The 16,181-nt window shown below is 56.8% G+C and carries 14 protein-coding genes; 10 read left to right on the top strand and 4 right to left on the bottom strand.

The genetic code is table 11. The features are described from left to right. Positions 1 to 88: 88 nt before the first annotated feature. On the top strand, positions 89 to 1,045 hold the full coding sequence (locus E1J53_RS17095; RefSeq protein ID WP_134271206.1) for a bifunctional helix-turn-helix transcriptional regulator/GNAT family N-acetyltransferase: 957 nt from the start codon (positions 89 to 91) through the stop codon (positions 1,043 to 1,045). Between the two features lie 138 nt (positions 1,046 to 1,183). Continuing rightward, a complete protein-coding gene (locus E1J53_RS17090; protein WP_134271205.1) occupies positions 1,184 to 1,411 on the top strand; it encodes a hypothetical protein in 228 nt (75 codons plus the stop codon). A 9-nt stretch (positions 1,412 to 1,420) separates the two neighbouring features. Here the strand turns inward: E1J53_RS17090 and E1J53_RS17085 are convergent, their stop codons facing one another. Then, positions 1,421 to 1,819, bottom strand: a complete 399-nt coding sequence (locus E1J53_RS17085) for a ribonuclease P protein component (RefSeq protein ID WP_134271204.1) — start codon at positions 1,817 to 1,819, stop codon at positions 1,421 to 1,423. Positions 1,820 to 1,941: 122 nt separating this feature from the next. On the opposite strand from E1J53_RS17085, the gene E1J53_RS17080 reads away from it, so the two are divergent. Next, the gene (locus E1J53_RS17080; protein ID WP_134271203.1) at positions 1,942 to 2,451 is read left to right on the top strand and encodes a Dps family protein; all 510 of its coding nucleotides are present in this window, start codon (positions 1,942 to 1,944) and stop codon (positions 2,449 to 2,451) included. A gap of 79 nt (positions 2,452 to 2,530) precedes the next feature. Here E1J53_RS17080 and gyrB read toward each other — a convergent pair whose 3' ends face one another. From gyrB to E1J53_RS17065, 3 genes are all read right to left on the bottom strand, one after another. Next, positions 2,531 to 4,495 carry a DNA topoisomerase (ATP-hydrolyzing) subunit B gene (gene gyrB / locus E1J53_RS17075; RefSeq protein ID WP_134271202.1) on the bottom strand — a complete coding sequence of 655 codons (1,965 nt, stop codon included), beginning with the start codon at positions 4,493 to 4,495 and terminating at the stop codon, positions 2,531 to 2,533. Positions 4,496 to 4,698: 203 nt separating this feature from the next. After that, positions 4,699 to 5,397: a glycosyltransferase gene (locus tag E1J53_RS17070; protein ID WP_134271201.1), complete on the bottom strand. Its 699-nt coding sequence runs from the start codon at positions 5,395 to 5,397 to the stop codon at positions 4,699 to 4,701. A gap of 57 nt (positions 5,398 to 5,454) precedes the next feature. Further along, complete coding sequence (locus E1J53_RS17065; protein ID WP_154640226.1) at positions 5,455 to 6,651, bottom strand: class I SAM-dependent rRNA methyltransferase; 1,197 nt, start codon at positions 6,649 to 6,651, stop codon at positions 5,455 to 5,457. Positions 6,652 to 6,906: 255 nt separating this feature from the next. On the opposite strand from E1J53_RS17065, the gene E1J53_RS17060 reads away from it, so the two are divergent. The 7 genes from E1J53_RS17060 to E1J53_RS17030 all read left to right on the top strand — a co-directional run bounded on the left by E1J53_RS17060 (position 6,907) and on the right by E1J53_RS17030 (position 16,169). Next, positions 6,907 to 7,959: an NAD-dependent epimerase/dehydratase family protein gene (locus E1J53_RS17060; RefSeq protein WP_173021540.1), complete on the top strand. Its 1,053-nt coding sequence runs from the start codon at positions 6,907 to 6,909 to the stop codon at positions 7,957 to 7,959. 165 nt (positions 7,960 to 8,124) lie between these two features. Then, positions 8,125 to 10,260: a serine hydrolase gene (locus E1J53_RS17055; protein WP_134271199.1), complete on the top strand. Its 2,136-nt coding sequence runs from the start codon at positions 8,125 to 8,127 to the stop codon at positions 10,258 to 10,260. Positions 10,261 to 10,486: 226 nt separating this feature from the next. Next, positions 10,487 to 11,167, top strand: a complete 681-nt coding sequence (locus E1J53_RS17050; RefSeq protein ID WP_134271198.1) for a phytanoyl-CoA dioxygenase family protein — start codon at positions 10,487 to 10,489, stop codon at positions 11,165 to 11,167. Positions 11,168 to 11,575: 408 nt separating this feature from the next. After that, positions 11,576 to 13,177: a DUF1593 domain-containing protein gene (locus tag E1J53_RS17045; RefSeq protein WP_216650072.1), complete on the top strand. Its 1,602-nt coding sequence runs from the start codon at positions 11,576 to 11,578 to the stop codon at positions 13,175 to 13,177. A 40-nt stretch (positions 13,178 to 13,217) separates the two neighbouring features. Beyond that, entirely contained in the window at positions 13,218 to 14,366 is a 1,149-nt protein-coding gene (locus E1J53_RS17040) for an NAD-dependent epimerase/dehydratase family protein (protein ID WP_134271197.1), read from the top strand. 91 nt (positions 14,367 to 14,457) lie between these two features. Further along, a complete protein-coding gene (locus E1J53_RS17035) occupies positions 14,458 to 15,666 on the top strand; it encodes a M949_RS01915 family surface polysaccharide biosynthesis protein (RefSeq protein ID WP_134271196.1) in 1,209 nt (402 codons plus the stop codon). Between the two features lie 23 nt (positions 15,667 to 15,689). Continuing rightward, positions 15,690 to 16,169 carry a GyrI-like domain-containing protein gene (locus E1J53_RS17030; RefSeq protein ID WP_134271195.1) on the top strand — a complete coding sequence of 160 codons (480 nt, stop codon included), beginning with the start codon at positions 15,690 to 15,692 and terminating at the stop codon, positions 16,167 to 16,169. Positions 16,170 to 16,181 lie beyond the last annotated feature (12 nt).

The raw sequence follows: 16,181 nt of genomic DNA, 5'->3' as shown, positions 1-16,181 counted from the left end.
AAGTCCCCTCCGGGGCCATCCCGGTCAGCTAATTTTTTTGCAAAAGTGGAGACCGTATCCCTAAATTTACATAACAAGTTACGTAAATATGGATTTCTTTGCCCGCTCCGGTCCCTTCGCCATTGGTTCGCGGCTGCGTTTGCTGAGCGAGCGCCTGCAGCGCGACGCCGGGGAGCTTAACCTTCGCTACGGCAGTGACCTGAAACCCAAGTGGTTTCCGGTTTTCTACCTCCTGATGCAGGACGGCGCTGCGGACATTACCACCCTGGCGGAGTCCATCGGGCAAACCCATCCGGCGGTGGTCAAGGTGGTTAATGAGCTGGCGCGGGCGGGCCTCGTGGAGCGTCGTCCGGACCCAAAGGATGGGCGCCGGAGTATCGTATACCTCACCGCATCGGGATCTGCGACCATCCAGCCTCTGCAGCAAACCATCCGCGACGTAGACGCGGCGGTGGCGGAAATTGCCGCCGAAAGTTCCCACGATCTGTGGGGAGCACTGGGAGAATGGGAACGGCTACTTGACGAGAAGGCCCTACTCAAGCGGACGCTTTCCGTCCGGCGGAAACGGGCCCTGAGGGAGCTAACCATCAAGGCCTTTACGCCAGAGGATCAACCGGCCTGGCACGACCTCAACGAAGCCTGGATCAGTGAGTACTTCGTCATGGAGGAAGCAGACTACCATTCCCTACGAGACCCGCAAAGCTACGTCCTGGACCGGGGAGGGCAGATTCTGATTGCGCATTACCGGGGGCGGGCCGTCGGTACCTGTGCCCTGATCCCGATGGAAGATGAGCGTTTTGATTATGAGTTGGCTAAGATGGCCGTCAGTCCCGCAGTACAGGGACTGGGCTTCGGGGAAGCGCTGGGTCGGGCTACGCTGGAACTGGCCTGGTCGCTGGGGGCCAAGGTCGTTTATCTGGAGACTAATGACCGACTGAGGCCCGCCATCGCCCTCTACGAAAAGCTGGGCTTCCGGCACGTCAGCGGAATTGAAAGTCCCTACGAGCGCTGCAACGTCCAAATGGCCGTCCGTTCGGGAGAGTAACCGCGCGGAGCGGTGGGTGCTTGTTGTTAGGGCGAATTTCTCCGGCAGAAGATTAAAACAAGGACGGATTCGTCTAATTATTGGCTGCGTTTAACGATATTAGTTTACTTGTTTACTCCGTCATCAGATATTGGAGCCATGTATGATAACCACCCAGCCCTACGGAAAGAATTACGACGCGCCGCTTATGCTGCCCTATTCCTCGGCGTAGTCGCGGTGGGTTTCGGTGGGTACAAATTTCTGCAGGAGGGCCTCATCGAAGAAACCAAGACCGCCCTTTTCTGCGGCCTGATCCTGGTCGGTTCCGCCATGAACAGCCTAAGGAATGCAGCGATTAACGAGGCCGCCGAACTCGAATCCGAGTAAAGTTTCCAATTAATCTTTTGTCAACTCCTGGCCCAACTGCCCCAGCAGTTTCTTCATTTTCCTTTCGATGTACTTGTAGGGCATGGCTTCCTTTCCCGTGTAGATGAACAGTAGGGCGTGCTGCCGGGCATTTTCTTTGTCGCCCTTTAACAACTCCTGTTTGTGTAGCCGATAGGCTTCCCGCATCCGGCGTTTCAACAGATTTCTCGCCACGGCCCGTTTGAACCGGCGTTTAGGCACGACAAAAGCCGCCTGAAAGGGAAAGCTGCTCCGCGGAGTTTCGGTTTCGATGTACACCAACCGGAGGGGATAACTGCTCATCGCCCGCCCCTGTCGACCGAACAGTCGGTCGAACTCCTTACGGGACTTTAGGCGCTCGCCCCGATAAAACCGCTGGGAAGGTGACATTGGTCAGTTTTCGGCAAAGGTAAGCTACGTCCGCAACCAGGGGGTAGGCTGCTTGTTTATTAATCACCGGGTCGGAGTCCCGGCATCAGCCCCGGACGCCGATAATCTTAAAATTTACCGTCATGACCAACATGCCCACCAAAACTCCTAACTCCCTGCGTACGCCCTCCGATCTTGGGGAGGCCGCCGTTGAAAAATCCATTAGTGTCCTCAATCCCCTGGTGGCGGACGCCATTGCGCTGTGGTTAAAAACCAAGAGCTACCACTGGCACGTAGCCGGTCGGCATTTCCGGGATTACCACCTGCTGTTGGACGATCAGGCCGGAGAAATTCTTGCTTCGGTGGACCCGATGGCCGAGCGGGTACGCAAGCTGGGCGGGCAAACGGTCACCAGCATTGGCATGGTGAGCCAGCACCAGAGCGTCATGGACGTAGACGACGTCTCGCTTTCTGCCCGTGATATGCTCCTGGACCTGATGGAGGAAAACAAACGGATGGCCGCCGCCCTGAGAAACGCCCACGGCGTTTGCGATGAGGCCGGCGACGTAGGCTCCGCGTCCATCCTCGAAGACTTTATCGACCAGGCCGAAGAACGTACCTGGTTCCTGTTTGAAACCACCCGGGAGCAGTAAGCTTCCCGGAGATCGTGGCCATAAAAAAGGGCGGTGCCGAATATTTCGGCACCGCCCTTTTACGATTAGATTGACGTCACTAGACGTCTACGTTTGCGTACTTGGCGTTCGCTTCGATAAAGGCCCGACGGGGGGGCACTTCATCTCCCATCAGCATGCTGAAAACGCGGTCGGCCTCGGAGCTTTCCTCAATCGTTACGCGCTGGAGCATGCGGGTGTCAGGATCCATGGTGGTTTCCCAGAGCTGGGTGGAGTTCATCTCTCCCAGACCCTTATAGCGCTGCACCTTCACCGAACCATCATTTTCCGATTTACTCAGGCGGGCGATGGCCTCGCGGCGTTCTTCTTCGTTCCAGCAGTACTGGAATTGCTTGCCGCGGCGCACCTGGTACAGGGGTGGCTGAGCGATGTAGACGTAGCCCTCTTCCACCAGCTTGTGCATGTAGCGGAAGAAGAAGGTCAGGATCAGCGTCACGATGTGGCTACCGTCGACGTCGGCGTCACACATGATGATGATCTTATGGTAGCGGAGTTTTTCCAGGTTCAGGACCCGCTCTCCGTGTTCGCCTTCCTCGATCCGCACCCCGAGGGCCGTGAAGATATTTTTGATTTCCTCGTTCTCGTAGATTTTGTGCTCCATGGCCTTCTCCACGTTGAGGATTTTACCCCGCAGCGGAAGGATGGCCTGGAAGGTACGGTCACGCCCCTGCTTGGCCGTTCCGCCGGCCGAATCACCCTCGACGAGGTAAATTTCGCTGTCGGCGGGACTCTTGCTGGAGCAGTCGGCCAGTTTACCGGGCAGTCCGCCACCGGCCAGTACGTTCTTGCGCTGGACCATCTCCCGCGCCTTGCGGGCGGCGTGGCGCGCCGTGGCGGCAATGATTACCTTATCAATGATGCGGCGGGCCTCGGTGGGGTTTTCTTCCAGCCAGTGGCCCACGCTTTCGCCTACGGCCCGGCTGACGATACCGGTTACTTCACTGTTCCCGAGCTCGCCCTTGGTTTGCCCCTTGAACTGGGGTTCGGGCACCTTCACTGACACGACGGCCGTCAGGCCTTCCCGGAAGTCTTCTCCGCTGACCTTGAACTTCAGTTTCTTGAACATGCCGTTCTCGTCACCGTACTTGGTAAAGAGCCGGTTGACCGCCCGGCGGAAACCGTTGACGTGGGTACCGCCCTCGCGGGTTTTAATGTTGTTGACGAAGCTGTACACATTTTCCTGGTAGGTCGTGTTGTACTGCATGGCCACTTCCACCTCCACGTTGTCCTCCTTGGCCTTGACGTAAATGGGCTTTTCGATCAGATCAGGTTTCCCCTCGTCGAGGTACTGGACCATTTCCGCAAGACCTCCTTCACTGTAGAATTCTTTACGGATAAAGTTACCCTTGTCGTCCTTTCTGCGCTCGTCCGTCAGGCTGAGCTTCAGGCCGCTGTTCAGGAAGGCCAGTTCCTGCATGCGGGTGGCGAGGGTATCAAAGTTGTAGACCGTAGTTTCGAAGATCGTTGCGTCCGGCCGGTAGGTAATCGTAGTTCCCGTATGATCGGTGTCGCCCACGACGTGGACTTCGTTCTGGGGTTTACCCTCGCTGTATTCCTGAACGTGGATTTTACCGTCGCGGTGCACGCGTGCCTCCAGGTAGCTACTCAGGGCGTTCACACAGGATACCCCTACCCCGTGGAGACCACCGGATACTTTGTAGGTATTCTTATCGAACTTACCCCCCGCGTGGAGTACCGTCATCACGACTTCCAGTGCCGATTTTTTCAGCTTGGCGTGCATGCCGACCGGGATACCCCGGCCGTCATCCGTTACGGAAATGGAGTTGTCGGGCTTGATGACCACGTCAATGCTGCTACAGTAGCCGGCAACGTGTTCGTCGATCGAGTTATCAACTACCTCCCATACCAGGTGATGAAGGCCTTTGGTGTCAGTGCCGCCGATGTACATCCCGGGGCGCTTACGAACCGCTTCCAGGCCTTCCAGAGCGGTAATATTGCTAGCGTCATAGCCCGGATTTTTGGGCTGCTGATTGTTTTCTGCCATGGCTACAAAAGTACAAAAATCAGGCCGGAAAACCTAAGATTTCCGCCCCGGAACGCCCCGGCTAGAACCCGCATAAATCAAGGGCTCCCGGCGGGTTCTCCCGGCCCGAAAATACCGGGCTAATTTTCCGCCCGAAATCCGGTCAAAAAGGCAGTCTTTTTTTGCCGAAATACCCCCAATTTGTCAGGTAATCCAGCGCTGGTTTACCACTCCTGCAACAGCGAGCGGTAACGGGAGATCATCGCCTCCTCGCTGGCACCCTTCCGGTACATCCGGAAGACCATGAGATTGGCAATCTGGACCCGGAAATAGTTGTTCGCCCGATACTTTCTGGCCGACACCGTTACGGACCGCGGAATAACCCGAAAGGGGATTTCGCTGGCCCAAATGCGTTGAATGATGTCGTAGTCCTCCATGATTTTCATGGGGCGGAAGCCGTCCAGCTGCCCGAAGGCCGTGCGGGTGAGATAGAGGGATTGGTCACCGCCCCGGCAGGCCAGTCCCCGAAAGCGGGTGAAGAAGGCATTGATGGCCAGCAGCGGGTGAGCGGAGTCAAACTTGAACCGGAAACAGCCCGCCGGGTACCCCATCCGGACGCTTTCCTCGATGTCCAGCAAAAAGCCACCGGGAGGGCGGGTATCGGCGTGTAGGAAATGGAGTACCTCAAACTGATCGATCTCCCAGCGGGCCGCCTCGTTCATCTGGAAGGCCCGACCACAGTTCACGCAGGTCAGGTGTCGCACCTTGGGGTGACGGGCGAGGACTTCCGCCGTCCCGTCGCTACTGCCTCCGTCGGCCACGGTGATTTGTCCGTTTTCCGACAACTCCCGTTCCAGTAACGGCAGTAGTTGGCGGAGGTTATCCGCTTCGTTAATGACGGGAATGATGATGTGAAAGCGCATGGTCGAGGTAAACTGGGAAGTACAGTAAAAGGTACGAATTTAGGCTGCTTTTTGGATTCACTCTAGGCGGTAGTAAGCTGATTTCAAATAGGCGCCTTCCGGGAAATCGATCGGGTGATCCTGATCGTGAAAGGTACGTTCCACTTCCCGGAAGTTGCGTCCCGACTTCCGGAGTGTTTTTTCCACCACCCCAAAAAAGTCATCCGCGGGGACGCGAGCGGAGCAGGAAGCGGCCAGCAAGATCCCACCCGGCCGCACCAGCGGAATCGCCAGGGAATTGATCTTCTGGTAGGCCTTGAGCGCCCCGGCAATTTCCGTCGCCCGCTTGGCGAAACTTGGCGGATCGACGATGACCAGGTCAAATTGCTCGCCGGCGTCCAGCAGCTCCGCCAGGGCATCAAAAGCGTCCTCCACCCGCCCCTCGTGGCGGGAGAGGTCCAGGTCATTGAGTTCAACGTTGGCGCGGGCGGCCTCCATGGCGGGGCCGCTGATGTCTACGCTCACCACCCGCCGGGCACCGCCCGCCAGGGCGTGCACACTGAAGCCTCCCGCGTAACTGAATACGTCCAGCACCTGTTTCCCTTTGGCCAGCTCCCCCACCCGCTTGCGGTTGTGGCGGTGATCGAGGAAAAAGCCGGTTTTGTGCCCCGACAGCACACTGGCAAAAAAACGGACGCCGTGCTCCCGGAACACCACGTTCTCGTCCGCTAGTTCGCCCGCGAGAATTTGTCCGTCGCTATATCCCAGGGTGGCGGCGGAGGCGGCCACGTTTCTGGCCAGGCGAAGCACCGTCGTTTCGGCTCCGGTGGACGCCTGGATGGCCGGCAGGATCCAATCCAGGTAGGGAAACCAGACCGGCGTGTACAGTTTCAGCACGGCCACGCCGGCGTAGACGTCCACAACCAGTCCGGGCAGGCGATCATTTTCTCCGTGGAGCAACCGATAGCCGTTGGTGTCGGTAGCCAGCAGGTGGGTCCGCAGGGCCCGGGCCTCGGCGATGCGCTGGGCGAAGAAGTCCGCATCAATTTTCACCGACTTGCCCTGGTGCAGCACCCGGATGCGGATGGGGGAATCCGGATCGTAAAGTCCTATCCCGAGGAAGCGGTCTTTTCGTCGGTCAAAAATAATGGCCAGGTCACCGGCCGTCCCCTCCCCCTTGATGCGGGCGATCGCCTGGTCAAAAATCCAGGGGTGGCCGCTACGCAGGGCGCGTTCGCCGGGGGCCGTCAGGGTCACGGGAAGTCGTTTCGTCATGCCGGTAAGCTAGTGAATAATTGATTGGGCGCGAGCGCAGGTACCGCGCCTTCCCGCAGTAGCCGGGTTCCCGGGCAATTACCAGAAGCATGGCTCTATCCGGTTTACATGGCACCCGCACCCCGTTGCCCAAAATACCATGCCAACACCCTGGGGAATTGCGGAAGTCGGGAAATTCCAAAATACTTTACGGATTCCCCCGCAATTGCTTCCCGGACCTGTATTTTGCTCCTTCATCAATCCAGCAGACCGCCCATGCCCCCAACCGTTTTAGTCACCGGAGCCAACGGCCACCTTGGCCAGAATACGGTTCGCGCCCTGCTGGAGAAGGGGTATCAGGTACGGGCCTTCGTGCGCAAGACCTCCCACCTGGGTGGCCTTGCGGACCTGCCGGTTGATTTCCACTACGGGGACGTGCGGGACCATACCTCCCTCCTCACCGCCGCCGGGGGCTGCGACGCCATCATCCACCACGCTGCGGTGTATAAGATCTGGGCCAAAACCGTGGAGGAGATCATGGCGCCCTCCATCGAGGGCACCAAAAACGTCTTTCGGGCGGCCGCTGAGTCTGGCGTCAGCCGAATCGTCTACACCAGTTCCACCTACGCGATCGGGACGGCCACGGACCCGACAAAAATCCTGGACGAAAACGACTGGAACCAGCACGAGCACCTCCCCTACAGTGCGGCCAAAACGCGGAGCGAGCGCCTGGCCTGGGAGTTGTCGGACCAATATAACATCCCCATGATTTCGTTGTGCCCGGGTGCGGTGTACGGGAGATACGACTACCGGGTCACGCCCTCGAACCGGATGATTCTGGACATGATGAAGGGCCTTGGGCTGACCGTAAAGGGTCTACTCTCGCTGGTGGACGCCAGAGACGCCGGCAAGGTCCACGCCCTGGCCGTGGAGAACGGGGTGGTGGGTAACCGGTACGTCCTCACCGGGCCGACGGTGAAGATGAAGACGATTGGCGAGGAGGTCAACCGGGTGACGGGAAAGCGGGTCCTCCACCTCCCGTTTGGCCGGTCGGTGAGTATCCTGACCGGTCAGCTCATGGAGGTAGCCGCAAAATTCACGGGCTGGGACCCCGCCCACACCAGCGGTGAGGCCCGGGAGTTTAGTCACCGCTACGCCCGCTACGACAATTCCAGGACCGTGGAAGATTTCAGCTACACCTTCCGCTCCCTGGAAGATACCATTCGGGACACGGTCCGGTGGCTGGCGTTTGCCCGGGGCGTAAAGCTGAATAAGAAAGTCCGGTCGGGCCTGGAGCCGGAGGCGGAGTGGGTGCGTCCTCCCGCATAACCCGGCAAGCTCTGGTTGAGTGCACTTGGCAGCCTAAGGGTGCTAGGCGCACTATCATACCGATGGACAATAAAAGCCCCTCAATCCTCTCCGTAATCCGGTTCAAATCGTGATTTGCCCCTCCCCGCTTACCGGTGCCCCCTAGCTTAGCCGAAAAATAACCCCATGGCCAAGCCCATCACCCTACTGGTAATCCTCCTGGTGAGTTTTATTCCCCTTTTTTCACAATCCAGCCCGGAAACCGACCGAGAAGCGATCACTAAAATTCTGCGTAATTACACCGGTGAGGACTCTCCGGGACTGGCCGTCGGGGTCGTCAAGGACGGTCAGATTTTCTACGAGCAATACCTCGGTCTGGCCAACCTTGACCACAAGATCAGATTTGACGCGAGCACGCGGTCCAACATCGCCTCTACCGCCAAGCAGTTTACGGCCCTGATGGTCCTGTCGCTATCGCGGGAGGGGCAACTGAGTTTGGAAGACGACATCCGGCAGTACCTTCCGTCCCTTTACCCCGCGGTGAATGAAGCCATAAAGATCAGGCACCTGATTAACCACACCAGTGGCATCCGCGACTACGTCTTCCTACTGGAAATGATGAACAAACCCTTCTGGCGGCAGGTGGGCATGGGCAATAATGACGTTATTGAGCTGCTGGAGCAGCAGCAGGAGCTGGCCCACGCGCCGGGCACCACCTATGCCTACAGCAATTCCGGCTACACCGTCCTGACGAAAATCATCGAACAAGTTTCGGGGGAAAAATTCAACGATTACTCCAAGGCCTTCTTTGAGAAATTGGGCATGCACGAAACCGCCTTCATCCGTCGCTACATGGGCGTCATTCCCAACCGGGCGGATTCCTATTCCGACTGGGGCGACGGCAACTGGCTGAGCACGCCGGCGGTAACGAAATTCAACGGAGACGGCTTTCTGTACACCACCCTGAAGGATCAGTTGATATTTGAACTGGCCGTGCAACGGGCCTACCAGTCCAATGACGAACTTCTACTGCAGGCCCAGGGCCCCATCCCCAACAGCGAAATAACCACTTACGGCTTCGGTCTGGAACTAGACGGTCGTTTGGGTCGGCGCGCCCCCTACCACTCCGGCTCCACCTTCGGGTATCACTCCCACACTACGCGTTTCCCCCAGGAGAACCTATCCGTTTTTGTGATGAGCAACAACGGCAGGATCTGGAGCGGGGAGATTGCCGATGAAGTCGCGGCCGTCCTCCTCCCGGAGATGGAGGAGGAAATTGCCTACGACAGCCGACTCTACGAGGGCGTGAACGAAGACGCCCAAATTGATGCCCCGGGTCAGTACCTTTCCCCCACCGGCGACCTCATCCGGGTGGTACGGGAAGAGGGCCAGCTGTTCTGGAGGATGGCCAATTACAATCCTTACGAATTGGTCCGGGAGGGGCCGCAGCTCTTTTCGGCCGCGTACAACGAAAAATTCAAGATTCGCTTTTTTGGGGACGAGCTGGTCCGGTTTTACCCCTCGGGTAGAACCATCACCTACCGAAAACAGGCCGTCGTACCCGCCTCCTTCACGGACCTTGAGGGCTTTGTGGGGACCTACCGTAGCAGCGAACTGGACATGAGTTTTGAACTCCGGATGACCGCCGATAAGGAGCTCAAGTTGTTGTTCTCCAACCGGGATGACGAGCGAGACGTGGAAGTCCTGAACCGCAATGAATTGCTGGCCTCAAATTTCCGGATGAAGGTGGTGCGAGACCGATTTGATCGGGCCACCGACATCCTCGTGACCCTCAACGACCGGGCCAGGAACAACCGCTTCAAAAAGAAAACGAACCTCAAATTTCAGCCGATGATCGAAACGGAGAATGGCTCCATTCAGGTGACCACCATCGGGGGTAAGCACGGTGACGGTTCGCAAATTTTGCTGACCAAAAACTACCCTAACGGAAACGAAGTCTGGTTCAAGCAATTCGGGGGGAACGGCTACGACAAGGCCAGCTCCATTCTGGCCACGGAAGACGGTTACCTCATCATCGGTTCCACCAGTTCCTACGGAAACGGCAACTACGATATGTTCGTCATCAAGACCGACAAGGAAGGGCAGCAACAGTGGCAAAACACCTACGGTGGATTTTTCAACGAATACGGTTATTCGGCCGAAGCCACGGAGGGAGGCTACCTGATCAAGGGATCCGTCCAGCAGTGCACCTCCCGGGACGTGCTCACCAACGAATGCACCACCAACGTATGGTTCGTTTCCATTGATGAAAACGGCCAGGAGGTTGGCAGTGAGGTACTGGAGGAGATTGGGGGGAAGTGATGGTGTCGCAAGGCCCTAGCCCGTTCTGCGAACGGGCTGCAGACCTTGCTCCGCAGTGAGGAGCGGCCTTCCAGGCCGATAACGCGGGCAGGCTGGCATGGGACGAAAAGTATTGAGCGATCGATCGGTTGGCCAAGCAATTAAACCTAACTTGGCGGGGCGTCCCTTTCAATGTTGATTCCTGATGGCCGGTTCGTAAAGGATTCTGGGCAATAAAAAGAGCACGATGATATCTCCCCTGGGTCCAAAAGGTTTTGAAGTGATTGAAGACGTCTACTCCAAACAGGAAATAGACGAGATTTTACGGCTGATCCACTCTAAGGGACTGGAAAACAGGTATGGTGTACGGAATTTCCTGGCCGATCACCCTGAAATCGCCCAAAAGGTGTTTACGGACAATCTACTTGAGATTATCAAGCGCATTGCTCCGGACTGCACCAAGTCCATTAAGTCCATTTACTTCGACAAGCCACCAAGCGCCAACTGGATCGTGAACTGGCACCAAGATTTAACAATAAACCTGACAAACAGAAAGGAGGTTCCGGGCTTCAGGAACTGGAGGGTAGCCGGCCAAAGGACGGTAGTACAACCACCAAGAGCTTTTTTGGAAAATATCTTTACGGTAAGAATCCACCTTGATGATTGCCCCGAAGAAAACGGGGCGCTGCGGGTGATGGAAGGATCACATACTGGGGGTGTCATCCAAATCAAGGACTGGATGAAAACTCGGGAAGGTGTAGAGCGGATCTGTGAGGTGCAAAGGGGAGGAATTTTGGTAATGAAGCCCCTGATTTTACACGCATCAAGAAGGACGGAAAATCATAAAAGCCGCCGGGTGATTCATGTAGAGTTCACGGACCAAGAATTACCGGACGGGTTGCAGTGGAAGGAGGGCGTGGAAATTTAAGGGCTGCCATGGGGTAGCGGAAGATTCCCCCTGAATCAAGGAGAGTAAGGGCTTTACCGTACGTCAAGGTTAATTGGAAAGGTGCTTTCCCAGTCGCAACGCCCTAGCCCGTTCTGCGAACGGACCGCAGACCTTGCTCCGCAGTGAGGAACGGCCTTCCAGGCCGATGGGGAGGGTGGTTGGTATGGGGCGGAAAGTATGGGCTTACCCATGAGGAGGTTGAGTTTTTACATCCACTCTTCCGCAGTCGCAGGGCCTTGGCCCGCTCTCCGAACGGACCGCTGACCTTGCTCCGCCGTAAGGAGCGGCCTTCCAGGCCGATGGTGGGGAAACAGATTGGGATAGGAAGAGCGCGCATGGGGTTTAGTGGCTTTACCCCTATTTTACCGCTAGCAAAACCACTACCCCATGATTTCACCTCGCCTACCTTCAGGGAAGCGGCAACCCATGCGCCTGGCGTATCTGGTGTTTATTGTCCTACTCTCCACCGGACTGAATGGCCAAAACGCCGGCGACCAGCCTCGGCCGCGTATCGTGATTACTGCCGACCCGGAGTTGGACGACAATAACTCCCTGATCCGGTTTCTGCTCTACAGCACCGACCTTAATATTGAGGGGCTCGTCTACGCGAGCAGTCAGTTTCACTGGAGCGGGGACGGCAAGGGTACCAAGTGGTTTGTGCCGGGAAGGGAATACGACCGGTTCGGAATGGGGGTTTGCCCCTGCGAGTCGTGGCGATGGGCGGAAGACGAGCGGTTTATTCACGACGTCGTGGAGGCGTACGAACGGGTATACCCGAACCTAAAAAAACACCATCCGGGCTACCCCACGCCCGATTACCTGAAGTCAAAAATTCGGTACGGGAACATTGAGTTTGACGGGGACATTTCCAAAGATTCCCCCGGCTCCAAGTTGATCGAATCCCTGATTCTAGACGACAAACCCGGGCCGCTCTTCCTGGCCGCCTGGGGCGGCCACAGCACCATCGCCCGGGCCCTGAAATCGATCCAGGAAACGTACGAGTACACCACCGAATGGGAAGCTTTACGGCGGAAGATCTCCCGGAAAGTAGTACTGCTTCCCTCCGGCGATCAGGATGACACCTACGCCAGGTACATCAAACCCAACTGGCCGGACATCGAGTACCGACAATTCCGGGATGGCCCGAACTACGGCTACGGTGCCCAGCTAAACGCCTCGCCGGCCAACGCCGGGTACCTCACCCCCTCCTGGATGAAGGAGAACGTCAGGGATCGCGGCCCGCTGGGCGAATTGTATCGGGTATGGGGAGATGGCAAGCAGATGGTCGAGGGCGATAAAGTGGACTACTTCGGGCTATCGGGCCACTCTAACGAGGAACTCCGGGATATGGGGTACTTTGTCTGGATGCCCGTCCAGCCCCAGGGCTCCTGGCTGGGGGAAGGGGACAATCACACCTTCATGAACATGCTCGGAAATGGCCTACGCGCCTACGAAGATGCCGCCTTCGGCGGCTGGGGCGGACGTGGTGTCGTGGAGGAAGCCAGTAGCTCCGGGGCTTTCTCTTCCGAACTCAACGCCGACGAGATGGCCGACAATATGGAGGCTCTGAACCGTCAATTAAACGGAGATGAGTTGGCCTACCCTAATTTCTTTCCCCAGGCACAGCGCGACTTCGCCAATCGCCTGAAGTGGTCCGTCACCGAGACCTACGCCAACGCCAATCACGACCCGGAAGTCGGGGTCATGGGCCCCTTATCCCTGATGGCGAATGCCGGGCAAAAAATCCGTCTCCACGGACTCGCATCGGACCCCGATGGTGACGAGGTAACCGTCAGATGGTGGCAGTTCCACGTGGGCAGCTACCCGGGCAAGGTGGAAATCACCAATGCGGAGAACCTGAATGCGGACATCCAGATACCGGAAGACGCCAGGGGCGGACAAACCATCCACCTTATTTTAGAAGCCACCGATAAGGGAGTGCCAAGCCTCACGCGATACGCGCGGGTGATCATCACCGTGAGGGATTGATTCCCAACCACGATCATCAAGCTTCACCAAATTTGCGAGCATGAAAAAGAGCAGAAGAAAATTCCTGGAAACCAGCCTGGCCCTGGGCCTGGTGCCGATAATTGACGCCAGCCCCCTGAAAAGCCTGGCCCCCACCAAAGAAAGCACGGAAAAACTCAAGATTCTGATCCTCGGAGGAACCAGCTTTTTGGGTCCCCACCAGATCGCCTACGCCCTGGACCGGGGGCACGAAGTCTCCATCTTCACCCGGGGGAAAACCATCCCGAAAGTGCACCCCGAAGTCTTTTCCCGGATAGAACAGCTCGTGGGTGACCGGGAGGACAACCTGGAAGCCCTGAAAAACCGGAAGTGGGACGTCGTCATTGACAATTCCGGGCGCAAAACCAAGTGGACGGAGGATACCGCAAAATTGCTGGTCGATCAGGTTGATTACTACCTGTACACCTCCTCCATCAGCGTTTACTACCCCTTTACAGGAGAAGATTTTTCGGAGAAAAGGACGCTGGTCACCGAGATCCCCAGTGGGATTACGGAAGAAGAACGATTCACCTACGAATACGGCGTCATGAAGGCCACGTCGGAAATGGCGACCCTGGACGTTTTCGGACCGGAACGGTCCATCATCGTGCGGCCCACCCTGATCGTTGGTCCCGGCGATCGCACCGATCGCTTCCCCTACTGGCTGGCCAGAATCGAGCTAGGGGGAGAGATCATCATTCCGGGCGACCGGGACGAGGTGGTGCAGTACATCGACGTACGCGACCTGGCGGAATGGATGATCCGCCTGCTGGAGAATAAGGCCGCCGGCACCTACAACGGTTCCGGCCCCGGTTTCCCGATGACGACCAACGCTTTTGTCCACGGCATTCACGCAAGCTATAGTTCTCCGGTGAAATACGTACAAATTGATGACGTCGACTTCCTGCGGGAAAACGGCCTGTTCGCCATTCAGCCGTGGGTGATCCAACTGCCCGAATACGCCGGGATGTCCAAAAGTGACAACCAACGGGCCCTGGATGCCGGACTCACCTTCCGGCCGCTGTCCGAAACGGTTGCAGCCACGCGAGCCTGGTGGTATTCGGAAGCCGTTCCCCAGGAACGGCGCGACAACATTCTGGCGGGCGAGGGATCATTAATGCAGCGGGAAGCGGAGATCCTGAAGAAATGGAGGAGCTCTCGCCGTGATTGACCGCAATTTCCCCTTGCCCTGCCATACCTTGATGCTGAATACGATCATACACGGGTACCCTTTTCTGCCACACTCAACAAAAACACTCACCATGAAGCAAGCCATGCTATTTTCTCTCGTCATCCTACTCTTTGCCTGCGGCGATTCCGGTGACCAAAGCTTAACGGATAACGATCAGAGTAATCCGGGAAATGAAATGATGGTGGACGAAAAGGCCGAAGACCCCAGCACGGAAGCCGTCGACTTGAAAACGCTACTGAAGTTGAGCCCCCTGTCCGTATTTGACCGTACGACCGAAGGCCTCACGGCAGCGGAAAAGGAGTCCCTGATTAAAGCGGGAAAGTCCGAGTCCTGGGAAATCACGGAAACCACCAACACCCGGTTAGCCCTGAACAGCCTGGCTAATGACGCGGTGGAACTTCACTACTTCAAGCGGGAGCACTCTCCGGGTGGCGCGTTAGGCATTACCGTGACCAACGGACAAACCTCCACTCTACAACTATGGAATTACACCGATGGCCAGCTCGAAACCGGAGACCATCCGGGAGCCGTGAGTGCCAACGATTTTGTCCGGGAAGCGGACAAGCTACCAGATTCTTTTCAACCACAGCTGCAGTATAGTTTCGTCGACGACGAAAAGATCGAAGTCACTCTGAATACGTGGATGGTAGACGAGTTTGAGACACGTGAGGTCATCAATAAGGTGTACTTACGGTGGGACGGCGAAAAATTCATCAAGGAAATCGTGCAGGATAAACTGGCCAGCCAATCCGCCACCTTCCGGGAGATAAAAACCCCTACTTACGCCCCGTCAACTCTCAACCATGATGGGGAAATTGTGCTGCAGAAAGCCTGGGAGGATTCGAATGGTGAAAACATCGTGTTGTTTACTAAGGGTGAGGAAGAACTATTCGTCTATCACTACGCCGTAGCCGGAAGCCAGGCTAAACTACTGAGGAGAGTGTACGATGCTGAGAAAAGCTGTGAATTCGACCTGTTCCTCAGTTTCATCGAAAGTTCCATCAGCGTAACGGATCTGGACGAGAACAACCTTGGTGAAATCACTTTTGCCTACCGGAAAGCCTGTATATCGGATGTATCGCCAAAAGAATTAAAGCTGCTGACCCTGGAAAACGGGAACAAGTACATCATCCGGGGAACGACCACCCTTGAAGCACCGGGCATGAGGGTGGACGGCTCCAAAACCGTTGACGCCTCATTCAATGAGGCCCCCGCCAGTTTTCTTACGCACGCCGAAAGCATTTGGGAGAAGGTTCGACTGGAAAAAATAGGTGGCTAGAAATTACCATCATCAGGTCCCCCATGCACCCCAAAATCAAACCCCTAAAGGAAAAGAAGCTAGTCGGCATCCACGTGCGTATGAGCCTGGCCGAAAACCGCACCGGATGGCTGTGGAGCAGGTTTGCGCCCAGCATCAAGGACATCCCGAACCGGGTCAGTCAGGACAAGATTTCGATGCAGCTTTACGACGCGGATTATCACCGGAACTTCAGTCCCGAAAGGACATTCGAAAAATGGGCGGCAGTCGAAGTCAACAGCTTCGACGAGATCCCCCCGGGAATGAAGGCCTTTGTCCTACCCGGCGGACTTTACGCCGTCTTCGACTACCGCGGCTCCGGTGCTGATCCTGCCATCTTTCGGTACATCTTCGGGGAATGGCTTCCCCAGTCGCCCTATCGCATTGATGACCGCCCCCACTTTGAGGTGCTGGGAGAAAAATACCGGAACAACGACCCGAATTCGGAAGAGGAAATCTGGATTCCGATCGTGGAAAAAGGGTAAGACCACTCGGGA

This window comes from Lewinella sp. W8 (assembly GCF_004375085.3).
GTDB lineage: Bacteria > Bacteroidota > Bacteroidia > Chitinophagales > Saprospiraceae > Neolewinella.
The sequence above is the reverse complement of the archived record's forward strand: the minus strand, read 5'-3'. Positions and strand labels throughout refer to the sequence as shown.